Raw genomic sequence first — 15,569 nt, forward strand, 5'->3', positions numbered from 1 at the left:
TGTTATCGGCCGATTTGCAGGATGGAGTCGTCTCCCGAGCGGCGGCCCAGCGCGGACAGCGTGCTTTGCAGCGCGGCGCGGGCCTCGGGCGAGGCATTGGAAGCGGGGCGGGCGACCCCTTTGAAGCTGAAGCCGGCGCGGGCGGTCCAGCGGCCGGTGCCCTCCATGGTCAGCGGCCCGGACAGCGTGGAAAGAGCGAGCGATACCGCGCTGCCGGCGTCCCCCGTCAGGCGTACGCGGTAATGGCCGATGGGCCGGAGCAGCGACAGCGCGGTGCCGGCGTTGCTCCATTCGGCGTCGAGGATCTCGCCGGCGGGAATGCGGCCGTTCAGGCGCAGCGAGGGCCATTTCAAGCGCAGCTCGCCGGTGGGCCGCAGGGTGTTGAAGGGCGCTCCGAGTTGCGCCAGCGTCGAGGCGGGCAGCTTCAGCGTACGTCCGGACATCAGGAGGCCGTTGGTCTGCAGTCGCAGGCTCAGCGGGCCGTCCAGCCAGGGATGGCGGATTTCCACCAAGGGGCCGCCCGCCCATTTCGTCTGCCATTCGACGGGCGTGGGCAGGGTGCTGCGGGCTTCGGGAAAGCCCAGCGCGAGCAGCGCGCTGCCGCGCCAGAGCGTTCCGGAGGCGTCGACCACGGCCAATGGCCATTGCGCGGGCAGGAGCGCGATCAGCCAGCGAGCGGGAAGCACCGCCAGGGCGGCCGCCACGGCGACCACGACGCACAGGAGTATCTTGAGCCAGGTGCGCATCAGCGGCCCTGTCCGGCCGTCGCCGGGGTAAATACCAGTATGCCGGAGGCCTTGCCGGTCAGCAGGCGGCCGTTCTCGTCTGTGGGGCGCTCGAGGTCCGCCTCGGCCAGCTGCAGGCGGGTCTGGCCCGGCACCGAGGCCAGCCATTGCATGAGACCGGCAGCCTGGACCTGGTCGAACGAGACCTGCCAGGCTTCGCCGGCCGGTCCCGATGGCGGCGACGCGGGCGTGACCTCGGCGGCGATGCCGGCGCGGTCGAGGCTGTCCGCCAGCGCCTGGCGCGTTTCTTCGGCCGTCATCCTGCCGCTGGTCACGCGTTGCAGGCTGCGCGCCTCGGCCGTCAGCGCGTCGACCCGGGCCGCCTGCGTGCGCAGCAGCGGCAGCTGTTTTTCCAGGTGGGCGTAGCGGGTCCAGGCCGGTTCCACGAACAGCAGGAACACGATGGCGGCGCCCGCCACGGCGCCGGCGATCGTGAGCAGGCGGCGCTCGCGCGGCGCCAGGCGGGCCCAGCGCCGGCTGGCGTCGGCGCCGAGCCGGACCAGCGCAGGCGGCATGGAGAGTCTGAAAGTGGGCAAGTTCATCGTGGCGGGTTGTCCTGTTGGATGCGCACGCCGGCTTGGCCTGCCGGCCGCGCGGCACCCTCCGCGCCGGCGCTCGCGGCCGACCGGATGATCCATTCGCCGTCGTCGTTGGCGACCTGCAGTCCCAGGCTCTGGGCACGCTGCGTAATGGCGGGATCGATCTCTTTCTGCGCGGCGGGCGTGGGCGCCGGCGCAGGCGATGCGGCGGGCTCCCGGCGCGGCATGAAGCGCCGCAAGCCCTGCGCTTGAGGCTGCTTGGGCTGGGCGGGCGCGGCGCCGGCCTTCTCGACCATGCCTATGCCGTCATCCACCAGCCGCAGCCGCAATTCGCCGGGCACATAGCGCAAGGCGGTCACGTTGTTCGAGGCGGCCGGCAGCAGTTGCGCGGCGGCCAGGGCCAGCGGCAGGAAGTCTGAAGAGCCGAACTCCCCGCCCGCGGCGCGCAGGGCATCGCGGCGCTGCTCCGCCTGCCGCAGCGGATCGAGCACCACCGGAATGTCCGGGAAGGCCGCCTTGACCTGCGCGGCCATGCGCTGGCGCAGGGCCGCCTCTTCGCGTCCCAGCTGCCAGGCGTGCACATTCAGGCCCAGGAGCCAGACCGCCGCCGCCGCGGCCGCCCAGGCCGCCGGCCGCCGCCACGGCGAATGGCCCCGCCGGTTCGGCTGCAGTTCGGGTAGCGCCAGCGACCAGCCCGGCGCGGGACCTTGCCATCGGGCCGCCGTGGGCAGGGCCCGGCGCTCGACGCCCGGCAGGTCGGGCCAGGCGACGGGCGGCGGGTCTATCCAGGCCACGACGGCCGGGCTTTCTTGTTCGAGCGCGGGCAGCAGCGCCGCCACCGCCGGATCGGCGTCGCTCGTGGCCAGCGGGTCGACGGCCCAGACCTGGCCGCTTTGCAGGCCCGTGCGCACCACGACGTGTTCGCCGCGCGCGAGCACCGTCCATCCCGTGTCGGTAGGCGGCAGCGCCAGCGGCGCCGGAATCAAGGCATCGGCCGGCAGGCCGCAGTCCGCCAGCAGACGCAGAGCACGCGCCAGCGGCTCGCGGGCGGTCCACGCCACGACCACGGAGCCGTCGCCGGCGCGCGGACCATGGGCGACGGCCAGGCTCTCGATGTCGCCCAGCAGCATGGGTTCGACCGCCCCGGCAACCGCGGCCGGCAGCCGATGCGCGGGCAAGGGCGGCACCGTGACCGAGGTCATGACGCTGTCCGCAGGGTGCAAGATGCCTTCGATCCGGCTCGGCGGCACCGCCGCCGCCAGTTCGGCCAGCGGCAGCTCCCCGGTGCGCTGGACCGCGTGCTGCCGATCGAGCAGCGCGAAGGCCACCCGTGAGTCGGCATGCAGCATCGGTAGCGCGGGCAGCTCTAGCCGCAACGTTGTCTTCAATTGGTCTCCCTTTTCCAGACCACGGTCGGTGAATTGGCATTGGCGCGCGATACGAGCGCCTGCATTGTGACGGCTGCGCGTTCCAGCGTCACGGTACCCGATACCATGAACCACTTGCTGGCCGTGACGATCTGCGAGTCGCTGATAGTAATGTCAGGATTGGCCAGGCGGTTGCCGAAATCGGCACGATCGTTGAACCAGGTGCCGGCGTTGCGTTGTTCGGTGATGGCGCGGGCCTGTCCCAGCGACAGGCCCGGGACGACCGCGGCGAGCACTTCGGGCGGCGCGGTATTGGCGTTGACCGCCGTGATTTCGGGAAGGACGGTGACGTAGGGCCGCAGGGCGTCGATGGTTTTCTCGTCGATGTCGGCGATGCCTTCCAAATCGTCCACCGACCGTATCATCGGCGCGCTCGGGCCCCGGCCCTGGTTCGCCTCCCCGTTCAGGCCGGTGCCCGTCTGCGTGCCCGTTCCGGTCCCGGTTGCGGTTCCCGTCCCCGCTCCTGTCTCCGTCCCGGTCCCGGACGACCCCGATGCCCCGGGCACCGCCTGCGCGCTGGCCACGCGCAGCGCGATTCGCGGCGCCAGGCTGCCCGGCAGGCCCAGCATGGCGCACAGGCGGTCCAGCACGGCGATCTCGGCGGGCTGCGGGACGCCGGCCTTGGCGAGATTGCGCAGGTTGTACTTGCCTTGTTCATCCTCGATACGCCCGGAGAACAGCGCTACCCTGTCGTCGCCCGGCCGGGTGACGCGGGTGTCGGCCACCGGCGTGGCCCAGAGTTCGCCCAGGCGGGTGGTGCTGTTGCGGCGGGCGTCCTCGCGCAGCACCAGCCGCGCCCAGTCCAGCCCCCCTTGCAGCAGCCAGCGGGCCTGGATGCGGGCCTGCTCGTTCTCGACCGCCCGCACCGCGGCCGCCTGCCGCTGGAAAAGTCCGGTCACCAGCACGGCCACGGCTGCGACGATCAGCAGGGCGCTGACCACCGCCATGCCGCGTTGCCGGGAGCGGTACGTCACCCGCGGGCGACCCAGGGCACAGCGAATCCGGCTCCGCCGGTCCGCCAGCAGAGGTCCCCCAGACTCGGATTCGGCAAGAGCCCGACGCTCCACACCGAGAAACTCTCCCAGACCCAGGGCACAGCGGATCCGGCTCCGCCGGTCCGCCAGCAGAGGTCCCCCAGACCCGGATTCGGCAAGAGCCCGACGCTCCATACCGAGAAACTCTCCCAGACCCAGGGCACAGCGGATCCGGCTCCGCCGGTCCGCCAGTGCCGCCCCCTGGGGGGCGCGCGTCAGCGCGTAGGGGGGGGACCTCATTCCAGCACCACCACGCGGCGATAACGTTCGATCCGTTCCCCGGTCCGGCGTTCGGCCGACAGTTCCAGCCCGGTGAATGCGGTGCCGGTGGCGGGGAAGGGCGGATTGATCCATCCTTGCCCGGGCATCCAGGCGCGTATGGCGAACCGCGTGATACCGGCCAGGATCGCCGCGCCGCCGCCCGCCGCGGGCAGCGGGTACTGGCGGGCCGACGCGCCGGCCGCGCGGCGCAGCACCGGTCCGTCCAGGAACCAGACGACGCGCTGCCAGGCCGCCGGATCGGCAGCGTCGCTGCGTATGATTTCCAGGGTGGCCGAGGCGTCCGGCGTTTCCTTGATCGTGATGCGCAGGCTCTGCGGCAGCGTGGACACGGGGGCCGGCTTGGAGCCGCCCTGGACGCCGCCGTCCAGCAGCGTGTCCGGTGCCCGCATGGCGAGATCGCGTTCGAGCTGGCCCAGCATGCGGATGACGTTCTCGACCTCGTCGGCGTCGCCGGCCAGCCGGCGCTGCATGGCGCTGACGTTTTCCAGTCCGCGCCACGAGATGATCGCGACCACCGCCATCAGGGCGATCGCCACCAGTACCTCGATCAAGGTGAAGCCGGCCTGCGTGCGCTTCATGGCAGGGCGCTCAGAAAGCCGTTGACCTGGGCCAGGACCCGGTCTGGGTCGCCGTCGGGATGGACGCGGATCATGACCTGGCGGATGTTGCTGTTGTCCGAATTGGTGAAGACCTGTTCGCATTGCATGGCCTGGCCCCCTTGCGGGCAGGCGACCACCTGGCGTCCGGGACTCGGCATGAGACGCGCCAGCCGCAATTCGGCGAGCTGGTTCTCGGCTTCGACCAGCGCCAGGGACTTGGCCCGCAGCGCCGCGTTGTTCTGGCCGATCATGCCGACCGCGCGCACCGAAGCAGCCAGCGCGACGCCGACGATGGCCAGGGCCACCAGCACCTCGACCAGGGTGAAGCCGGCGTCATTGGACCGCATAGCGTCCCGCCTCGTCGCGCAGGATGGTCACGATCGCGTCGGCATTGCGCAGCCGGACGACCAGCGGGCCGGGTATCCATTCGGAGGTGAACACGGGCGGGCCTGGAGGGTCCACCTGCACCGTGACCGGACCGTCGGCCCAGCGCCGCGGCCGCAGCAACTCGTCGCGGCCGAAGGTGTCCAGCGTGGAGGCGGAGGTGCCGGCGGCCAGCACGGCGCCCGGCGTCAGAGCCCGCGCACGGCGGACGAACCGGTAACCCTGCTCGTCCGCTTCCCACGTGATGCGGCGGCCGTCGGCCCGGACCTCGCCCTGGGCCACGGCAAACAGCTGCGCCAGGCGCTCGGCGTCGTCGCGCAGCAGCTTGCGGCGATCGGGAAACGCACGGATGGTGACCGCCGCGGCGGCGATGCCGATGATCACGACCACCACCATCAGCTCGATCAGCGTGAAGCCCCCGGTCCGCTTCGGCGTGGCGCGGCCGTGCCGCGCGTTGCCATGGCGCCGGGAATCAGAGGTCCCAGGAGCCAATGTCCGCATTGGCGTTTTCGCCGCCCGGCTGGCCGTCGGCGCCCAGCGAAAACACGTCGACGTCGGTACCGTGCACGCCGGGATTCAGATATTGGTACGGATTGCCCCAGGGATCGGCAGGCAGGCGGTCGAGATACTGCTTCCAGTTGGCCGGCGCCTGGCCGGTGGCGGGACGCTCGACCAGCGCGCGCAGGCCCTGCTCGGTGGTGGGGTAGCGGCCGTTGTCCAGGCGGTAGAGCTTGAGCGCCTGCATGATGCCGGAGATGTCCTGCCGCGCGGCCACCGCGCGCGCCTGATCGGGCCGGTCCAGCACCCGGGGGACGACCAGCGCCGCGAGGATGCCCAGAATGACCACGACGACCATGATTTCGATCAGGGTGAAACCCGCTTGGCGCCGAGGCCGGATAGAGTGTGACCGTGTCACAGCGTAAACTCCGTGTCGTAATTAGCGGCACTATTATCGCTGCTTTAGATGACAATTCATGATGCGGGTATCCCTGTCATATTCCTCCCGCAAAATGGAATGTTTTGATCCGCCGTGCCTGCACGGCGCTCGCCGGAGTCCCTGATGCGGGTATCCCCCAGTCTCCCCAAGTTGGCCGCCATCGTCGCGATGCTCGTTCTCGCGGCGGGCGTGGGCGTATGGGGCGCCGTCCTGCTGGCGCCGTCGCCGCCTCCCGCGCCGCCGACGGCCGTGAGCGACGGCAGCCTGCAAACGGATACCGGCCCGGTGGCGAACTGGTTCGGGACGGGAGCGGGGGCGCGCATCCAGGTGGTCGTCGCGGGATTGATCGCGGCGGGCCCGCGCGGTTCGGCGGTACTGGCGATCGACGGCCGGCCGGCCCGGGCCTATGCCGTCGGCGCGGAACTGGCCGACGGCGTCCTGCTGGCCGAGGTCCGGGGCACCGGCGTCGTGCTCGACCAGGGAGGCGAACGGGTCGAGATCGAAGCCGCCAAGCTGCCGCCCGTGGACGGCATCCGTAGCGTCGCGGCGCCGCGCTGAGGGTGCCGAACGCCGGGCGCGAGCCGCCGGCAACCTGTTAGTGCCCCGGGGCACAGCGGATCCGGCTTTACCGGTCCGCCGGTACCGCCCCTCGAGACTACAACCGGTGTTACAGCACCCCGCGGCGCATCTGGTCGAGCTCGATCGACTCGAACAGGGCCTTGAAGTTGCCTTCCCCGAAGCCTTCGTCGCCCTTGCGCTGGATGATCTCGAAGAAGATGGGGCCGATCACCGTCTGCGTGAAAATCTGCAGCAGCAGTCCGCCGCCCGGCGCGCCATCGAGCAGGATGCGGTTCCGAGCCAGGCGCGCGGCGTCTTCCCCGTGGCCCGGCAGGCGCTTGTCCAGCAACTCATAGTAGGTGTCCGGCGTGTCCAGGAACACGACGCCCGACTGCCGCAACGTTTCGACCGTGGCGTAGATGTCGTCGGTGCCTAGCGCGATGTGCTGGATGCCTTCGCCGTGATACAGGTCCAGGTATTCCTGGATCTGGCCTTTTTCGTCCTTGCCTTCCTCGTTGATGGGGATGCGGATGCGTCCGCAGGGCGAAGTCATGGCCTTGGACTTGACCCCGGTCACCTTGCCCTCGATGTCGAAATACCGGATCTCGCGGAAATTGAAGAGCCGTTCATAGAAGTCGGCCCATTCGGCCATCCGGCCGCGATGCACGTTATGCGTCAGGTGATCGATCATGGTCAGGCCGGCGCCGCGGTGGGTGGCGTCCTCGCTGGCCCGGGCCGGGTCCAGGGGCTCGAAATCCACGTCGTAGATGTCGATGTCGCCGATGCCGCCATTGCGGCCGTTCTTGCCGCGCCAGCGATCCACGAAGTAGATGAGCGAATCGCCGATGCCCTTGATGGCGGGAATATTCAGCTCCATCGGGCCGCTGCGGCCATCGAAACCCCAGGCGCCCAGCTCCAGCGCCCGCTTGTACGCCGCCGCGGCGTCGTCGACCCGGAACGCGATGGCGCAGATCGACGGGCCGTGCTGGCGCGCGAAGCGCTGCGCGAAGGAGTCGGGTTCGGCATTGACGATGAAATTGATGCCGCCCTGGCGGTAGAGCAGCACATTCTTGTGGCGGTGGCGCGCAATGGCCTTGAAACCGAGGCTCTCGAACACCTTGCCCAGGGCCGCGGGATCGGGGGCGGCGTACTCGACGAATTCGAATCCGGCGGTGCCCATGGGGTTGTCCCAGGGCTGGAAGTGGGTGGTCATGGCTGTCTCCGCTGCGGCGCTGCGCGCCTGGCCGATGAAATGATGTCAGGGAGAATTGTAGGAATTAAGCCGAGGCAAAAGATTCCAAAGATTGCCCGGATAGGCGGTATTCTGGCAATAAAATGCCAGATATGACGAATAAAAGGGGTGGAAATGGCTGAGATCGAACTCGATCGCACCGACAGGCGCATCCTGGCGGAATTGCAGCGCGATGGCCGGCTGACCAACCAGGAATTGGCCGAGCGGGTGGCGCTGTCGCCCAGTCCGTGCCTGCGGCGGGTAAGGCGGCTCGAAGAGCGGGGTGTGATCCGTCAATACATGGCCGTGATCGACGCCGAAAAGGTAGGGCTGGGTCTGCTCGCCTACGTCAGCGTGCGGCTGCAGAAGCACGTCAACGGCGGCCACGCGCCCATCGAACAATTCGCTCGCGATGTCCAGGGCTGGCCGGAGGTCGTCGCCTGCTACACCATGACGGGAGACATGGACTATCTGATGCGTGTCCAGGTGCGCGACCTCGCGCATTTCTCGAAATTCGCGATGGATACCCTCATGAAGCACCCCTCGGTGGTCGACATCAGGTCCAGCTTCGCCCTGTCCACCATCAAAGAGGCCGTAGCGGGGGTGGAGCTCCCCGCGGCGCGCTAGCCTGCGCCCGGCGCGAAGCCCGGGAGCGGGCCGCGCGAGGGCTATACCTGCAACAGCAGTTTGCCGATATGGTCGCCCGCCTCCATGTCGCGGTGAGCCTGGGCTGCCTGCGCCAGCGGATAGGTCTGCTGGATCACGGGGCGGATCGCGGTGCCCAGCAGCGGCCATACCGTCGTCCGGAGCGCCTCGGCCACCCGGATCTTCCGGTCCAGCGGCAGCGGGCGCATCATCGAACCCGTGATGCGGGCTTCCTTCTGCATGATGGTGCGCAGAGAGGCCTGCAAGGGAGCGCCCGAGCCGGCCGACAGGTGGATGATCCGGCCGCCGTAGGCCAGGGCCGCCAGGTTCTGCTCGGTATGACGGCCGCCGGACATGTCCAGCACGACGTCGGCCGACAGTCCTTCCCGTGCCATGATTTCGGCAAAGGCCTCGGTCCGGTAGTTGAACACCCGGGTGGCGCCCAGCGATCGGGCGAACGCCGATTTTTCATCGCTGCCGCTGGAGGCGTATACCGGATGCCCGAGCGCGCGCAACAACTGGATCGCGAATACCCCGATGCCGCTGGTCGCGCCGTGGATGAGCGCCGTTTCGCCGGGCTGCATGGCGGCCACCGAGAAGAAGTTGTACCAGACGGTGAATGCGGCTTCCGGCAGGCAGGCCGCCTGCTGCAGGGTCAGGCCGTCCGGCACGGGCAGCACCAGCGCCCGATGGGCTATCGCATATTGCGCGTAGCCGCCGCCATTGGTGAGCGCACACACTCGCGCCCCAGGCGCCAGATCCCGGACCTGACTGCCCACGGCCTCCACAAGGCCGGCCACTTCCAGGCCCGGCACGTCGGATTCGTGGGTGTTGGGGCCGCGGGAGCGCTGGCCGCAGTCGTGCCGGTTGACGCCGGCCCATTCGACCCGGATCAGCACGTCGTCGGGCCCCGGGGCGGGGACGGGCCGTTTTTCGGAGACGAGGACTTCCGGGCCGCCTGCGCGGCTGATGACGATGGTTTCCTGGAGCATTGCGGGAGGGTCCGATAGGGGTGGCAGGGCCGCTTGGCGCGGCGGTCGGGTTTTCGTCTATATTAGCGAACTGCCCTGGGGGCGGATACGGGATTGCCGGGAGGGTGAATTGACATTCGGTTCAAACTCCTTCATAATCTTTCGTTCCCCGGCGGAGGGGTGCCCGAGTGGTTAAAGGGGGCAGACTGTAAATCTGTTGGCCTTGCGCCTACATTGGTTCGAATCCAATCCCCTCCACCAAAGGCCTTTGCTTTCCGGTAGAAGTTTCGCGGGTTGGCCCGCGGTCGTGACCAGTGGCTTGAAGCGTGCTGTAACTCAAGCGGCTGGTCAAAATTTTGGCCGGATGGTTTGGGTTGCGGTGGGGTCCGCAGCAGTATCGGCAGTGCAAGTGGTAGGCGGGTGTAGCTCAATGGTAGAGCAGAAGCCTTCCAAGCTTACGACGAGGGTTCGATTCCCTTCACCCGCTCCAACGAGGTCGTCGCAGGCGCCCGGGCTTCCGGTGAGTGGCCGGACGGTCCGGTGGCAGTACAGAATTCGCCCATGTGGCTCAGTGGTAGAGCACTCCCTTGGTAAGGGAGAGGTCACGCGTTCGATCCGCGTCATGGGCACCAAGTTTCGCAGTTTTATCCAGTTCTAGCAGGCATCCAGAGGCGGGAGTCAGCCATGGCAAAAGGCAAGTTTGAGCGTACCAAGCCGCACGTGAACGTGGGCACGATCGGTCACGTTGACCACGGCAAGACGACGTTGACGGCGGCGATCACGACGGTTCTGTCGAACAAGTTCGGCGGAGAAGCCAAGGCGTACGACCAGATCGACGCGGCGCCGGAAGAGAAGGCGCGCGGGATCACGATCAACACGGCGCACGTGGAGTACGAGACGGAGACGCGTCACTACGCGCACGTTGACTGCCCGGGCCACGCGGACTACGTGAAGAACATGATCACGGGTGCGGCGCAGATGGACGGCGCGATCCTGGTGGTGTCGGCCGCCGACGGCCCGATGCCGCAGACGCGCGAGCACATTCTGCTGTCGCGGCAGGTAGGCGTGCCGTACATCATCGTGTTCCTGAACAAGGCGGACCTGGTGGATGACGCCGAGCTGCTGGAACTGGTGGAGATGGAAGTTCGCGAGCTGCTGTCGAAGTACGACTTCCCGGGCGACGATACGCCGATCGTCAAGGGTTCGGCGCGTCTGGCGCTCGAGGGCGACAAGGGCGAGCTGGGCGAGCAGGCGATTCTGCAGCTGGCGGCGGCGCTCGATTCGTACATCCCGACGCCTGAGCGTGCGGTGGACGGTGCGTTCCTGATGCCGGTGGAAGACGTGTTCTCGATCTCGGGTCGCGGCACGGTGGTGACGGGTCGTATCGAGCGGGGCGTGATCAAGGTCGGCGAGGAAATCGAAATCGTCGGGATCAAGGACACGGCCAAGACGACGTGCACGGGCGTGGAGATGTTCCGCAAGCTGCTGGACCAGGGTCAGGCGGGCGACAACGTGGGTATCCTGCTGCGCGGCACCAAGCGCGAGGACGTCGAGCGTGGCCAGGTTCTGGCCAAGCCGGGTTCGATCACGCCGCACACGGACTTCACGGCCGAGGTGTACGTGCTGTCCAAGGAAGAGGGCGGCCGCCACACGCCGTTCTTCAACGGCTATCGTCCGCAGTTCTACTTCCGTACGACGGACGTGACGGGCACGATCGAGCTGCCGAAGGACAAGGAAATGGTGCTGCCGGGCGACAACGTGTCGATCACGGTCAAGCTGCTGGCGCCGATCGCGATGGAAGAAGGCCTGCGCTTCGCCATCCGTGAAGGTGGCCGCACGGTCGGCGCCGGCGTCGTCGCCAAGATCATTGCTTGAGGTAGACCCCCCCATACGCGCTGACGCGCGCCCCTCAGGGGGCGAAACCGGCGGACCGGCAGAGCCGGATCCGCGGTTTCCTGGATCAGGAAGCGGCAGTGCAGGGGAGTGGTTGTAGTGCCAGATTTATAGTTTCCAGGGCCTCCCCTTAGGACTCCGGCCCTACCCAGGACGCCGCGGATCCGGCTCTGCCGGTCCGCCAGCGTTGCCCCTGGGGGAGCGCGAAGCGCAAGGGGGGGCTCCTATTAGGGGAATAGCTCAATTGGCAGAGCGTCGGTCTCCAAAACCGAAGGTTGTGGGTTCGATTCCCTCTTCCCCTGCCACTTCTCCCGGAGCTCGCGGGTTCTAGTCCGGGCTTCCGATTGAAGCCTGGTGTAGCGCCAAGCCGGCCTGGGTGTTTTGCAAGCACCGCTGGCGTCATGATTTGGCGCTTGCCCGGACGAAAAGATGTCGAATCCAAACGTCGAAACCGTAACAAGCACTGCCGACCGCATCAAGCTGGGCCTGGCCATCGCGGCGTTCGTCGCGGGCCTGGTGGGTTTCTACGCCTTGTCGAACAGTCCCACGATCGCTCGTATCGGCTCGATCATAGCCGGCGTGGTGGTTGCGCTGGTGATCGCATGGTTCAGCGAACCCGGACGTCGCCTGATCGCGTTCGGCCAGGATTCGGTCCAGGAAACGCGCAAGGTCGTCTGGCCGTCCCGCAAGGAAACCATCCAGACCACGGTCGCGGTGTTCGCCTTCGTGGTGGTCATGGCGCTGTTCCTGTGGGTTACCGACAAGACCATCGAGTGGGTGCTGTACGACCTCATCCTCGGTTGGAAATAACAGGGCGGAAGAAAGACAATGAGCAAGCGTTGGTACGTTGTCCATGTCTATTCCGGCATGGAGAAAAGCGTTCAGAAGGCGCTGACGGAGCGCATAGACCGCGCCGGCCTGCAGACTTCCTTCGGCCGCATCCTGGTGCCCACCGAAGAGGTCATCGAGGTCAAGGGCGGCCAGAAGTCGATTACCGAGCGCCGTTTCTTCCCGGGCTACGTGCTGGTCGAGATGGAATTGACCGACGAGACCTGGCACCTGGTGAAGAACACCAACAAGGTGACCGGGTTCGTCGGCGGCTCGGGCAACCGTCCCACGCCCATTCCCCAGCGCGAGGTCGACGAGATCTTGTCGCAGATGGAAGAGGGCGTCGAGAAGCCGCGGCCCAAGATCCTCTTCGAAGTGGGCGAGATGGTCCGCATCAAGGAAGGTCCGTTCACCGACTTCAACGGCAACGTCGAGGACGTGAACTACGAAAAGAGCAAGCTGCGCGTGTCGGTCACCATTTTCGGTCGGTCGACCCCGGTGGAACTCGATTTCAGTCAGGTCGAAAAGTCCTGATTCCGTATTCAGCCGGATGGCGCCCCACGGTCGGCGCCATCCGGCCTGCGGCGTTTGCGCCGCAAGCTGATCCGACCGTCAACCTCGGGGAGCAAACGAAAAGCGTTTGCGCTTGAACCCGAAAGGAGCAAAGCATGGCGAAGAAAATCGTCGGCTTCATCAAGCTGCAAGTGCCAGCTGGTAAGGCCAACCCCTCTCCCCCGATCGGCCCGGCGCTGGGTCAGCGCGGCCTGAACATCATGGAATTCTGCAAGGCGTTCAACGCCAAGACGCAGGGCATGGAGCCCGGTCTGCCGATTCCCGTGGTGATCACCGCCTATGCGGACAAGAGCTTCACCTTCGTGATGAAGTCGCCCCCGGCGACCATCCTCATCAAGAAGGCCGCCGGCGTCCAGAAGGGTTCGTCCAAGCCCCACACCGACAAGGTGGGCACCCTGACGCGCGCCCAGGTCGAGGAAATCGTCAAGACCAAGCAAGCCGACTTGACGGCTGCCGACATGGACGCCGCGGTCCGCACGATCGCTGGCAGCGCCCGCAGCATGGGCATCACGGTGGAGGGTCTGTAATCATGGCACGCTTGTCCAAACGTGTAGCCGCTCTGCGCGCCAAGATCGATCGCAGCAAGCTGTATCCCGTCGCCGAAGCGCTGGCGCTGGTGAAAGAAACCGCGACCGCCAAGTTCGATGAGTCCATCGACCTGGCCGTGCAACTGGGCATCGACGCCAAGAAGTCCGACCAGCTGGTCCGCGGCTCGGTGGTGTTGCCCGCCGGTACCGGCAAGAGCGTGCGCGTGGCCGTGTTCGCCCAGGGCGACAAGGCCGAGGCCGCCAAGGCCGCCGGCGCCGACATCGTCGGCATGGAAGACCTGGCCGAGCGCATCAAGGGCGGCCAGATCGACTTCGACGTGGTCATCGCCTCGCCCGACACGATGCGTGTCGTCGGCGCTCTGGGCCAGATCCTCGGTCCGCGCGGCCTGATGCCGAACCCCAAGGTCGGCACCGTGACCCCCGACGTCGCCACCGCCGTCAAGAACGCCAAGGCCGGCCAGGTTCAGTACCGTACCGACAAGGCCGGGATCATTCACGCCACCATCGGTCGTGCTTCGTTCAACGTCGAGCAGCTGCAGGCCAACCTGCTGGCTCTGGTCGATGCGCTGAACAAGGCTCGTCCGGCGACGGCGAAAGGTATTTACCTGCGCAAGCTGGCGGTCTCCTCCACCATGGGTGGCGGGGTCCGCGTGGACCAGGCCTCGCTGACGGCCAGCCAGCAGTAATCGCAGGACAACAGACTTTGGGCTGCACCGAGCGCGAGGCTCCGGCCGGATGCGAGGTGCTGCTGTCAAAGACCGCTGGAGTGAAACCGGGCGCCTGGCATCCAGGGATACCGGCGGATCTTAAAACCGCGACTCGCGGACAGGCATGGATTGCTGTCCGCCCAAGCACGGATCCAGCGCAGACGGCGCTCCCAGGAAGAATTCTTTATCCAAAGAAGTCGACCAGGTTCGCCGCATTCGGTTGACGCAAGGGGTGGTATCCCGAGCGTCTTATGATGGAGTGTTCAAACCGTGAGTCTCAATCGTCAAGAGAAAACGGTGGTCGTCGAAGAGATCGCGGCGCAGGTTGCCAAGGCTCAATCGATCGTTATCGCCGAGTATCGTGGTCTGGACGTCGCTTCCGTCACCGTACTGCGCAAGCAAGCGCGTGAATCGGGCGTTTACCTGCGTGTTCTGAAGAACACGCTGGCTCGCCGCGCTGTGGCCGGCACTCCCTTCGAGGGATTGTCGTCGCAGCTTACCGGTCCGCTGATCTATGGTATCAGCGCCGATCCGGTCGCGGCCGCCAAGGTGCTGTCCGACTTTGCCAAAACCAACGACAAGCTCGTTCTGAAGGGCGGCGCCATGCCGAACAGCCTGATGAACGTCGAAGGCGTGAAGGCCCTGGCCTCCCTGCCCTCGCGCGAAGAGTTGCTGGCGAAGTTGCTGGGCACCATGCAGGCACCCGTTGCACAGTTTGTGCGTACGCTCAACGAAGTTCCGACGAAGTTCGTGCGCGGCCTCGCGGCCGTGCGGGACAAGCAAGCGGCGTAGCCGCTTGCTTGCGGTGAAGGCTGGCTTGACGCACAGCGGCAAGTCGAGGCCCGAGGGGCCGGCCGGAACCGCAACGGGATGCATGGCTTGAGATAGCTCTGGTCAGCATCCCCCGGAATCTCGTGACACGAAGCGACACCCAATACCTGGTATCACATTCATTGGAGTTTTTAACAAAATGGCACTTAGCAAAGCTGAAATCATCGACGCCATCGCCGGCCTGACCGTGCTGGAACTGTCGGAACTGATCAAGGACCTGGAAGAGAAGTTCGGCGTGTCGGCTGCCGCCGCCGCTGTGGCCGTTGCCGCTCCTGCCGCCGGTGGTGGCGCTGCCGCCGCTGCTGAAGAGCAGACCGAGTTCAACGTGATCCTGGCCGACGTCGGCGCCAACAAGGTCAACGTCATCAAGGCCGTGCGCGAGCTGACCGGCCTGGGCCTGAAGGAAGCCAAGGACCTGGTCGACGGCGCTCCGAAGCCCGTCAAGGAAGGCGTTGCCAAGGCCGATGCCGAAGCCGCCAAGAAGAAGCTCGAAGAAGCCGGTGCCAAGGTCGAAGTCAAGTAATTCGACCCCTGCCGGTACCCGGTGGCCGCCCAAAAACGGCCTCCGGGTTTTTGCGTTTTTGGAAAACGGCTTTTAAAGGGCGTTTTTCAAGGCAGTACGGCCGGTTCGCGCGCCTGGCGCGCGAGGCGGCCGACGGATTTCCGGTGCGCAGGTGGGGATGATGCCGCCTGCGGACCCGAAACCCGTGCCGGGGGATCCCGGCAGAGGGGCACCGGCCATGCCGGCGGGTGGCCTCGCTGAGATTTCGAAGTCGTATTTTAGGACCATTACCCGT

Annotated in this window: 19 protein-coding genes and 4 tRNA genes; 13 read left to right on the forward strand and 10 right to left on the reverse strand. The window is 66.9% G+C overall.

Annotated features, from left to right (window positions below; translation table 11 throughout):
• Window positions 1–2 precede the first annotated feature (2 nt).
• From gspN to gspG, 8 genes are all read right to left on the reverse strand, one after another.
• Complete coding sequence (gspN, locus tag CDO44_RS09145) at window positions 3–746, reverse strand: type II secretion system protein N (protein ID WP_087779928.1); 744 nt, start codon at window positions 744–746, stop codon at window positions 3–5.
• Window positions 746–1,327, reverse strand: a complete 582-nt coding sequence (gspM, locus tag CDO44_RS09150) for a type II secretion system protein GspM (RefSeq protein ID WP_158213237.1) — start codon at window positions 1,325–1,327, stop codon at window positions 746–748. Before gspM ends, gspN begins: the two co-directional genes overlap by 1 nt.
• Window positions 1,324–2,712 carry a type II secretion system protein GspL gene (gene gspL / locus CDO44_RS09155; protein ID WP_144389495.1) on the reverse strand — a complete coding sequence of 463 codons (1,389 nt, stop codon included), beginning with the start codon at window positions 2,710–2,712 and terminating at the stop codon, window positions 1,324–1,326. Before gspL ends, gspM begins: the two co-directional genes overlap by 4 nt.
• Window positions 2,709–3,698, reverse strand: coding sequence for a type II secretion system minor pseudopilin GspK (gene gspK / locus CDO44_RS09160; RefSeq protein WP_087779931.1), 990 nt, complete (start codon window positions 3,696–3,698; stop codon window positions 2,709–2,711). Before gspK ends, gspL begins: the two co-directional genes overlap by 4 nt.
• A gap of 323 nt (window positions 3,699–4,021) precedes the next feature.
• Window positions 4,022–4,645, reverse strand: coding sequence for a type II secretion system protein J (locus tag CDO44_RS09165; protein ID WP_087779932.1), 624 nt, complete (start codon window positions 4,643–4,645; stop codon window positions 4,022–4,024).
• Window positions 4,642–5,013, reverse strand: a complete 372-nt coding sequence (gene gspI, locus CDO44_RS09170) for a type II secretion system minor pseudopilin GspI (RefSeq protein WP_087779933.1) — start codon at window positions 5,011–5,013, stop codon at window positions 4,642–4,644. Before gspI ends, CDO44_RS09165 begins: the two co-directional genes overlap by 4 nt.
• Window positions 5,000–5,551 (reverse strand): prepilin-type N-terminal cleavage/methylation domain-containing protein, encoded by a 552-nt coding sequence (locus CDO44_RS09175; RefSeq protein WP_087779934.1) that lies wholly within the window; start codon window positions 5,549–5,551, stop codon window positions 5,000–5,002. The genes gspI and CDO44_RS09175 overlap by 14 nt, the downstream gene beginning before the upstream one ends.
• The gene (gspG, locus tag CDO44_RS09180) at window positions 5,523–5,966 is read right to left on the reverse strand and encodes a type II secretion system major pseudopilin GspG (protein ID WP_158213238.1); all 444 of its coding nucleotides are present in this window, start codon (window positions 5,964–5,966) and stop codon (window positions 5,523–5,525) included. The genes CDO44_RS09175 and gspG overlap by 29 nt, the downstream gene beginning before the upstream one ends.
• Window positions 5,967–6,110: 144 nt before the next feature.
• Between gspG and CDO44_RS09185 the strand changes: the two genes are divergently transcribed.
• On the forward strand, window positions 6,111–6,545 hold the full coding sequence (locus CDO44_RS09185; protein WP_087779936.1) for a hypothetical protein: 435 nt from the start codon (window positions 6,111–6,113) through the stop codon (window positions 6,543–6,545).
• 109 nt (window positions 6,546–6,654) lie between these two features.
• Here the strand turns inward: CDO44_RS09185 and hppD are convergent, their stop codons facing one another.
• A complete protein-coding gene (gene hppD, locus CDO44_RS09190; RefSeq protein ID WP_087779937.1) occupies window positions 6,655–7,758 on the reverse strand; it encodes a 4-hydroxyphenylpyruvate dioxygenase in 1,104 nt (367 codons plus the stop codon).
• Window positions 7,759–7,911: 153 nt separating this feature from the next.
• Here hppD and CDO44_RS09195 point away from each other — a divergent pair, with 153 nt between their 5' ends.
• Window positions 7,912–8,403: an Lrp/AsnC family transcriptional regulator gene (locus CDO44_RS09195; RefSeq protein ID WP_087780106.1), complete on the forward strand. Its 492-nt coding sequence runs from the start codon at window positions 7,912–7,914 to the stop codon at window positions 8,401–8,403.
• A 41-nt stretch (window positions 8,404–8,444) separates the two neighbouring features.
• Here CDO44_RS09195 and CDO44_RS09200 read toward each other — a convergent pair whose 3' ends face one another.
• The gene (locus CDO44_RS09200; RefSeq protein WP_087779938.1) at window positions 8,445–9,413 is read right to left on the reverse strand and encodes an NAD(P)H-quinone oxidoreductase; all 969 of its coding nucleotides are present in this window, start codon (window positions 9,411–9,413) and stop codon (window positions 8,445–8,447) included.
• 153 nt (window positions 9,414–9,566) lie between these two features.
• Between CDO44_RS09200 and CDO44_RS09205 the strand changes: the two genes are divergently transcribed.
• The 11 genes from CDO44_RS09205 to rplL all read left to right on the forward strand — a co-directional run bounded on the left by CDO44_RS09205 (window position 9,567) and on the right by rplL (window position 15,295).
• A tRNA-Tyr gene (locus CDO44_RS09205) sits at window positions 9,567–9,653 on the forward strand.
• Between the two features lie 155 nt (window positions 9,654–9,808).
• Window positions 9,809–9,882, forward strand: a tRNA-Gly gene (locus tag CDO44_RS09210).
• Window positions 9,883–9,949: 67 nt separating this feature from the next.
• Window positions 9,950–10,024, forward strand: a tRNA-Thr gene (locus CDO44_RS09215).
• Window positions 10,025–10,076: 52 nt separating this feature from the next.
• Window positions 10,077–11,267: an elongation factor Tu gene (gene tuf, locus CDO44_RS09220; protein ID WP_087779939.1), complete on the forward strand. Its 1,191-nt coding sequence runs from the start codon at window positions 10,077–10,079 to the stop codon at window positions 11,265–11,267.
• A gap of 247 nt (window positions 11,268–11,514) precedes the next feature.
• Window positions 11,515–11,590: transfer RNA gene (locus CDO44_RS09225), tRNA-Trp, on the forward strand.
• A gap of 124 nt (window positions 11,591–11,714) precedes the next feature.
• Window positions 11,715–12,095: a preprotein translocase subunit SecE gene (secE, locus tag CDO44_RS09230; protein WP_087779940.1), complete on the forward strand. Its 381-nt coding sequence runs from the start codon at window positions 11,715–11,717 to the stop codon at window positions 12,093–12,095.
• Between the two features lie 18 nt (window positions 12,096–12,113).
• Window positions 12,114–12,647, forward strand: a complete 534-nt coding sequence (gene nusG, locus CDO44_RS09235) for a transcription termination/antitermination protein NusG (RefSeq protein WP_087779941.1) — start codon at window positions 12,114–12,116, stop codon at window positions 12,645–12,647.
• A gap of 134 nt (window positions 12,648–12,781) precedes the next feature.
• A complete protein-coding gene (gene rplK, locus CDO44_RS09240; protein ID WP_087779942.1) occupies window positions 12,782–13,213 on the forward strand; it encodes a 50S ribosomal protein L11 in 432 nt (143 codons plus the stop codon).
• Between the two features lie 2 nt (window positions 13,214–13,215).
• Window positions 13,216–13,920 (forward strand): 50S ribosomal protein L1, encoded by a 705-nt coding sequence (gene rplA / locus CDO44_RS09245; protein ID WP_087779943.1) that lies wholly within the window; start codon window positions 13,216–13,218, stop codon window positions 13,918–13,920.
• 291 nt (window positions 13,921–14,211) lie between these two features.
• On the forward strand, window positions 14,212–14,733 hold the full coding sequence (gene rplJ / locus CDO44_RS09250; protein WP_087779944.1) for a 50S ribosomal protein L10: 522 nt from the start codon (window positions 14,212–14,214) through the stop codon (window positions 14,731–14,733).
• 178 nt (window positions 14,734–14,911) lie between these two features.
• Entirely contained in the window at window positions 14,912–15,295 is a 384-nt protein-coding gene (rplL, locus tag CDO44_RS09255; protein WP_087779945.1) for a 50S ribosomal protein L7/L12, read from the forward strand.
• Window positions 15,296–15,569 lie beyond the last annotated feature (274 nt).

The organism is Pigmentiphaga sp. NML080357, assembly GCF_002188465.1.
Lineage (GTDB): Bacteria > Pseudomonadota > Gammaproteobacteria > Burkholderiales > Burkholderiaceae_B > Pigmentiphaga.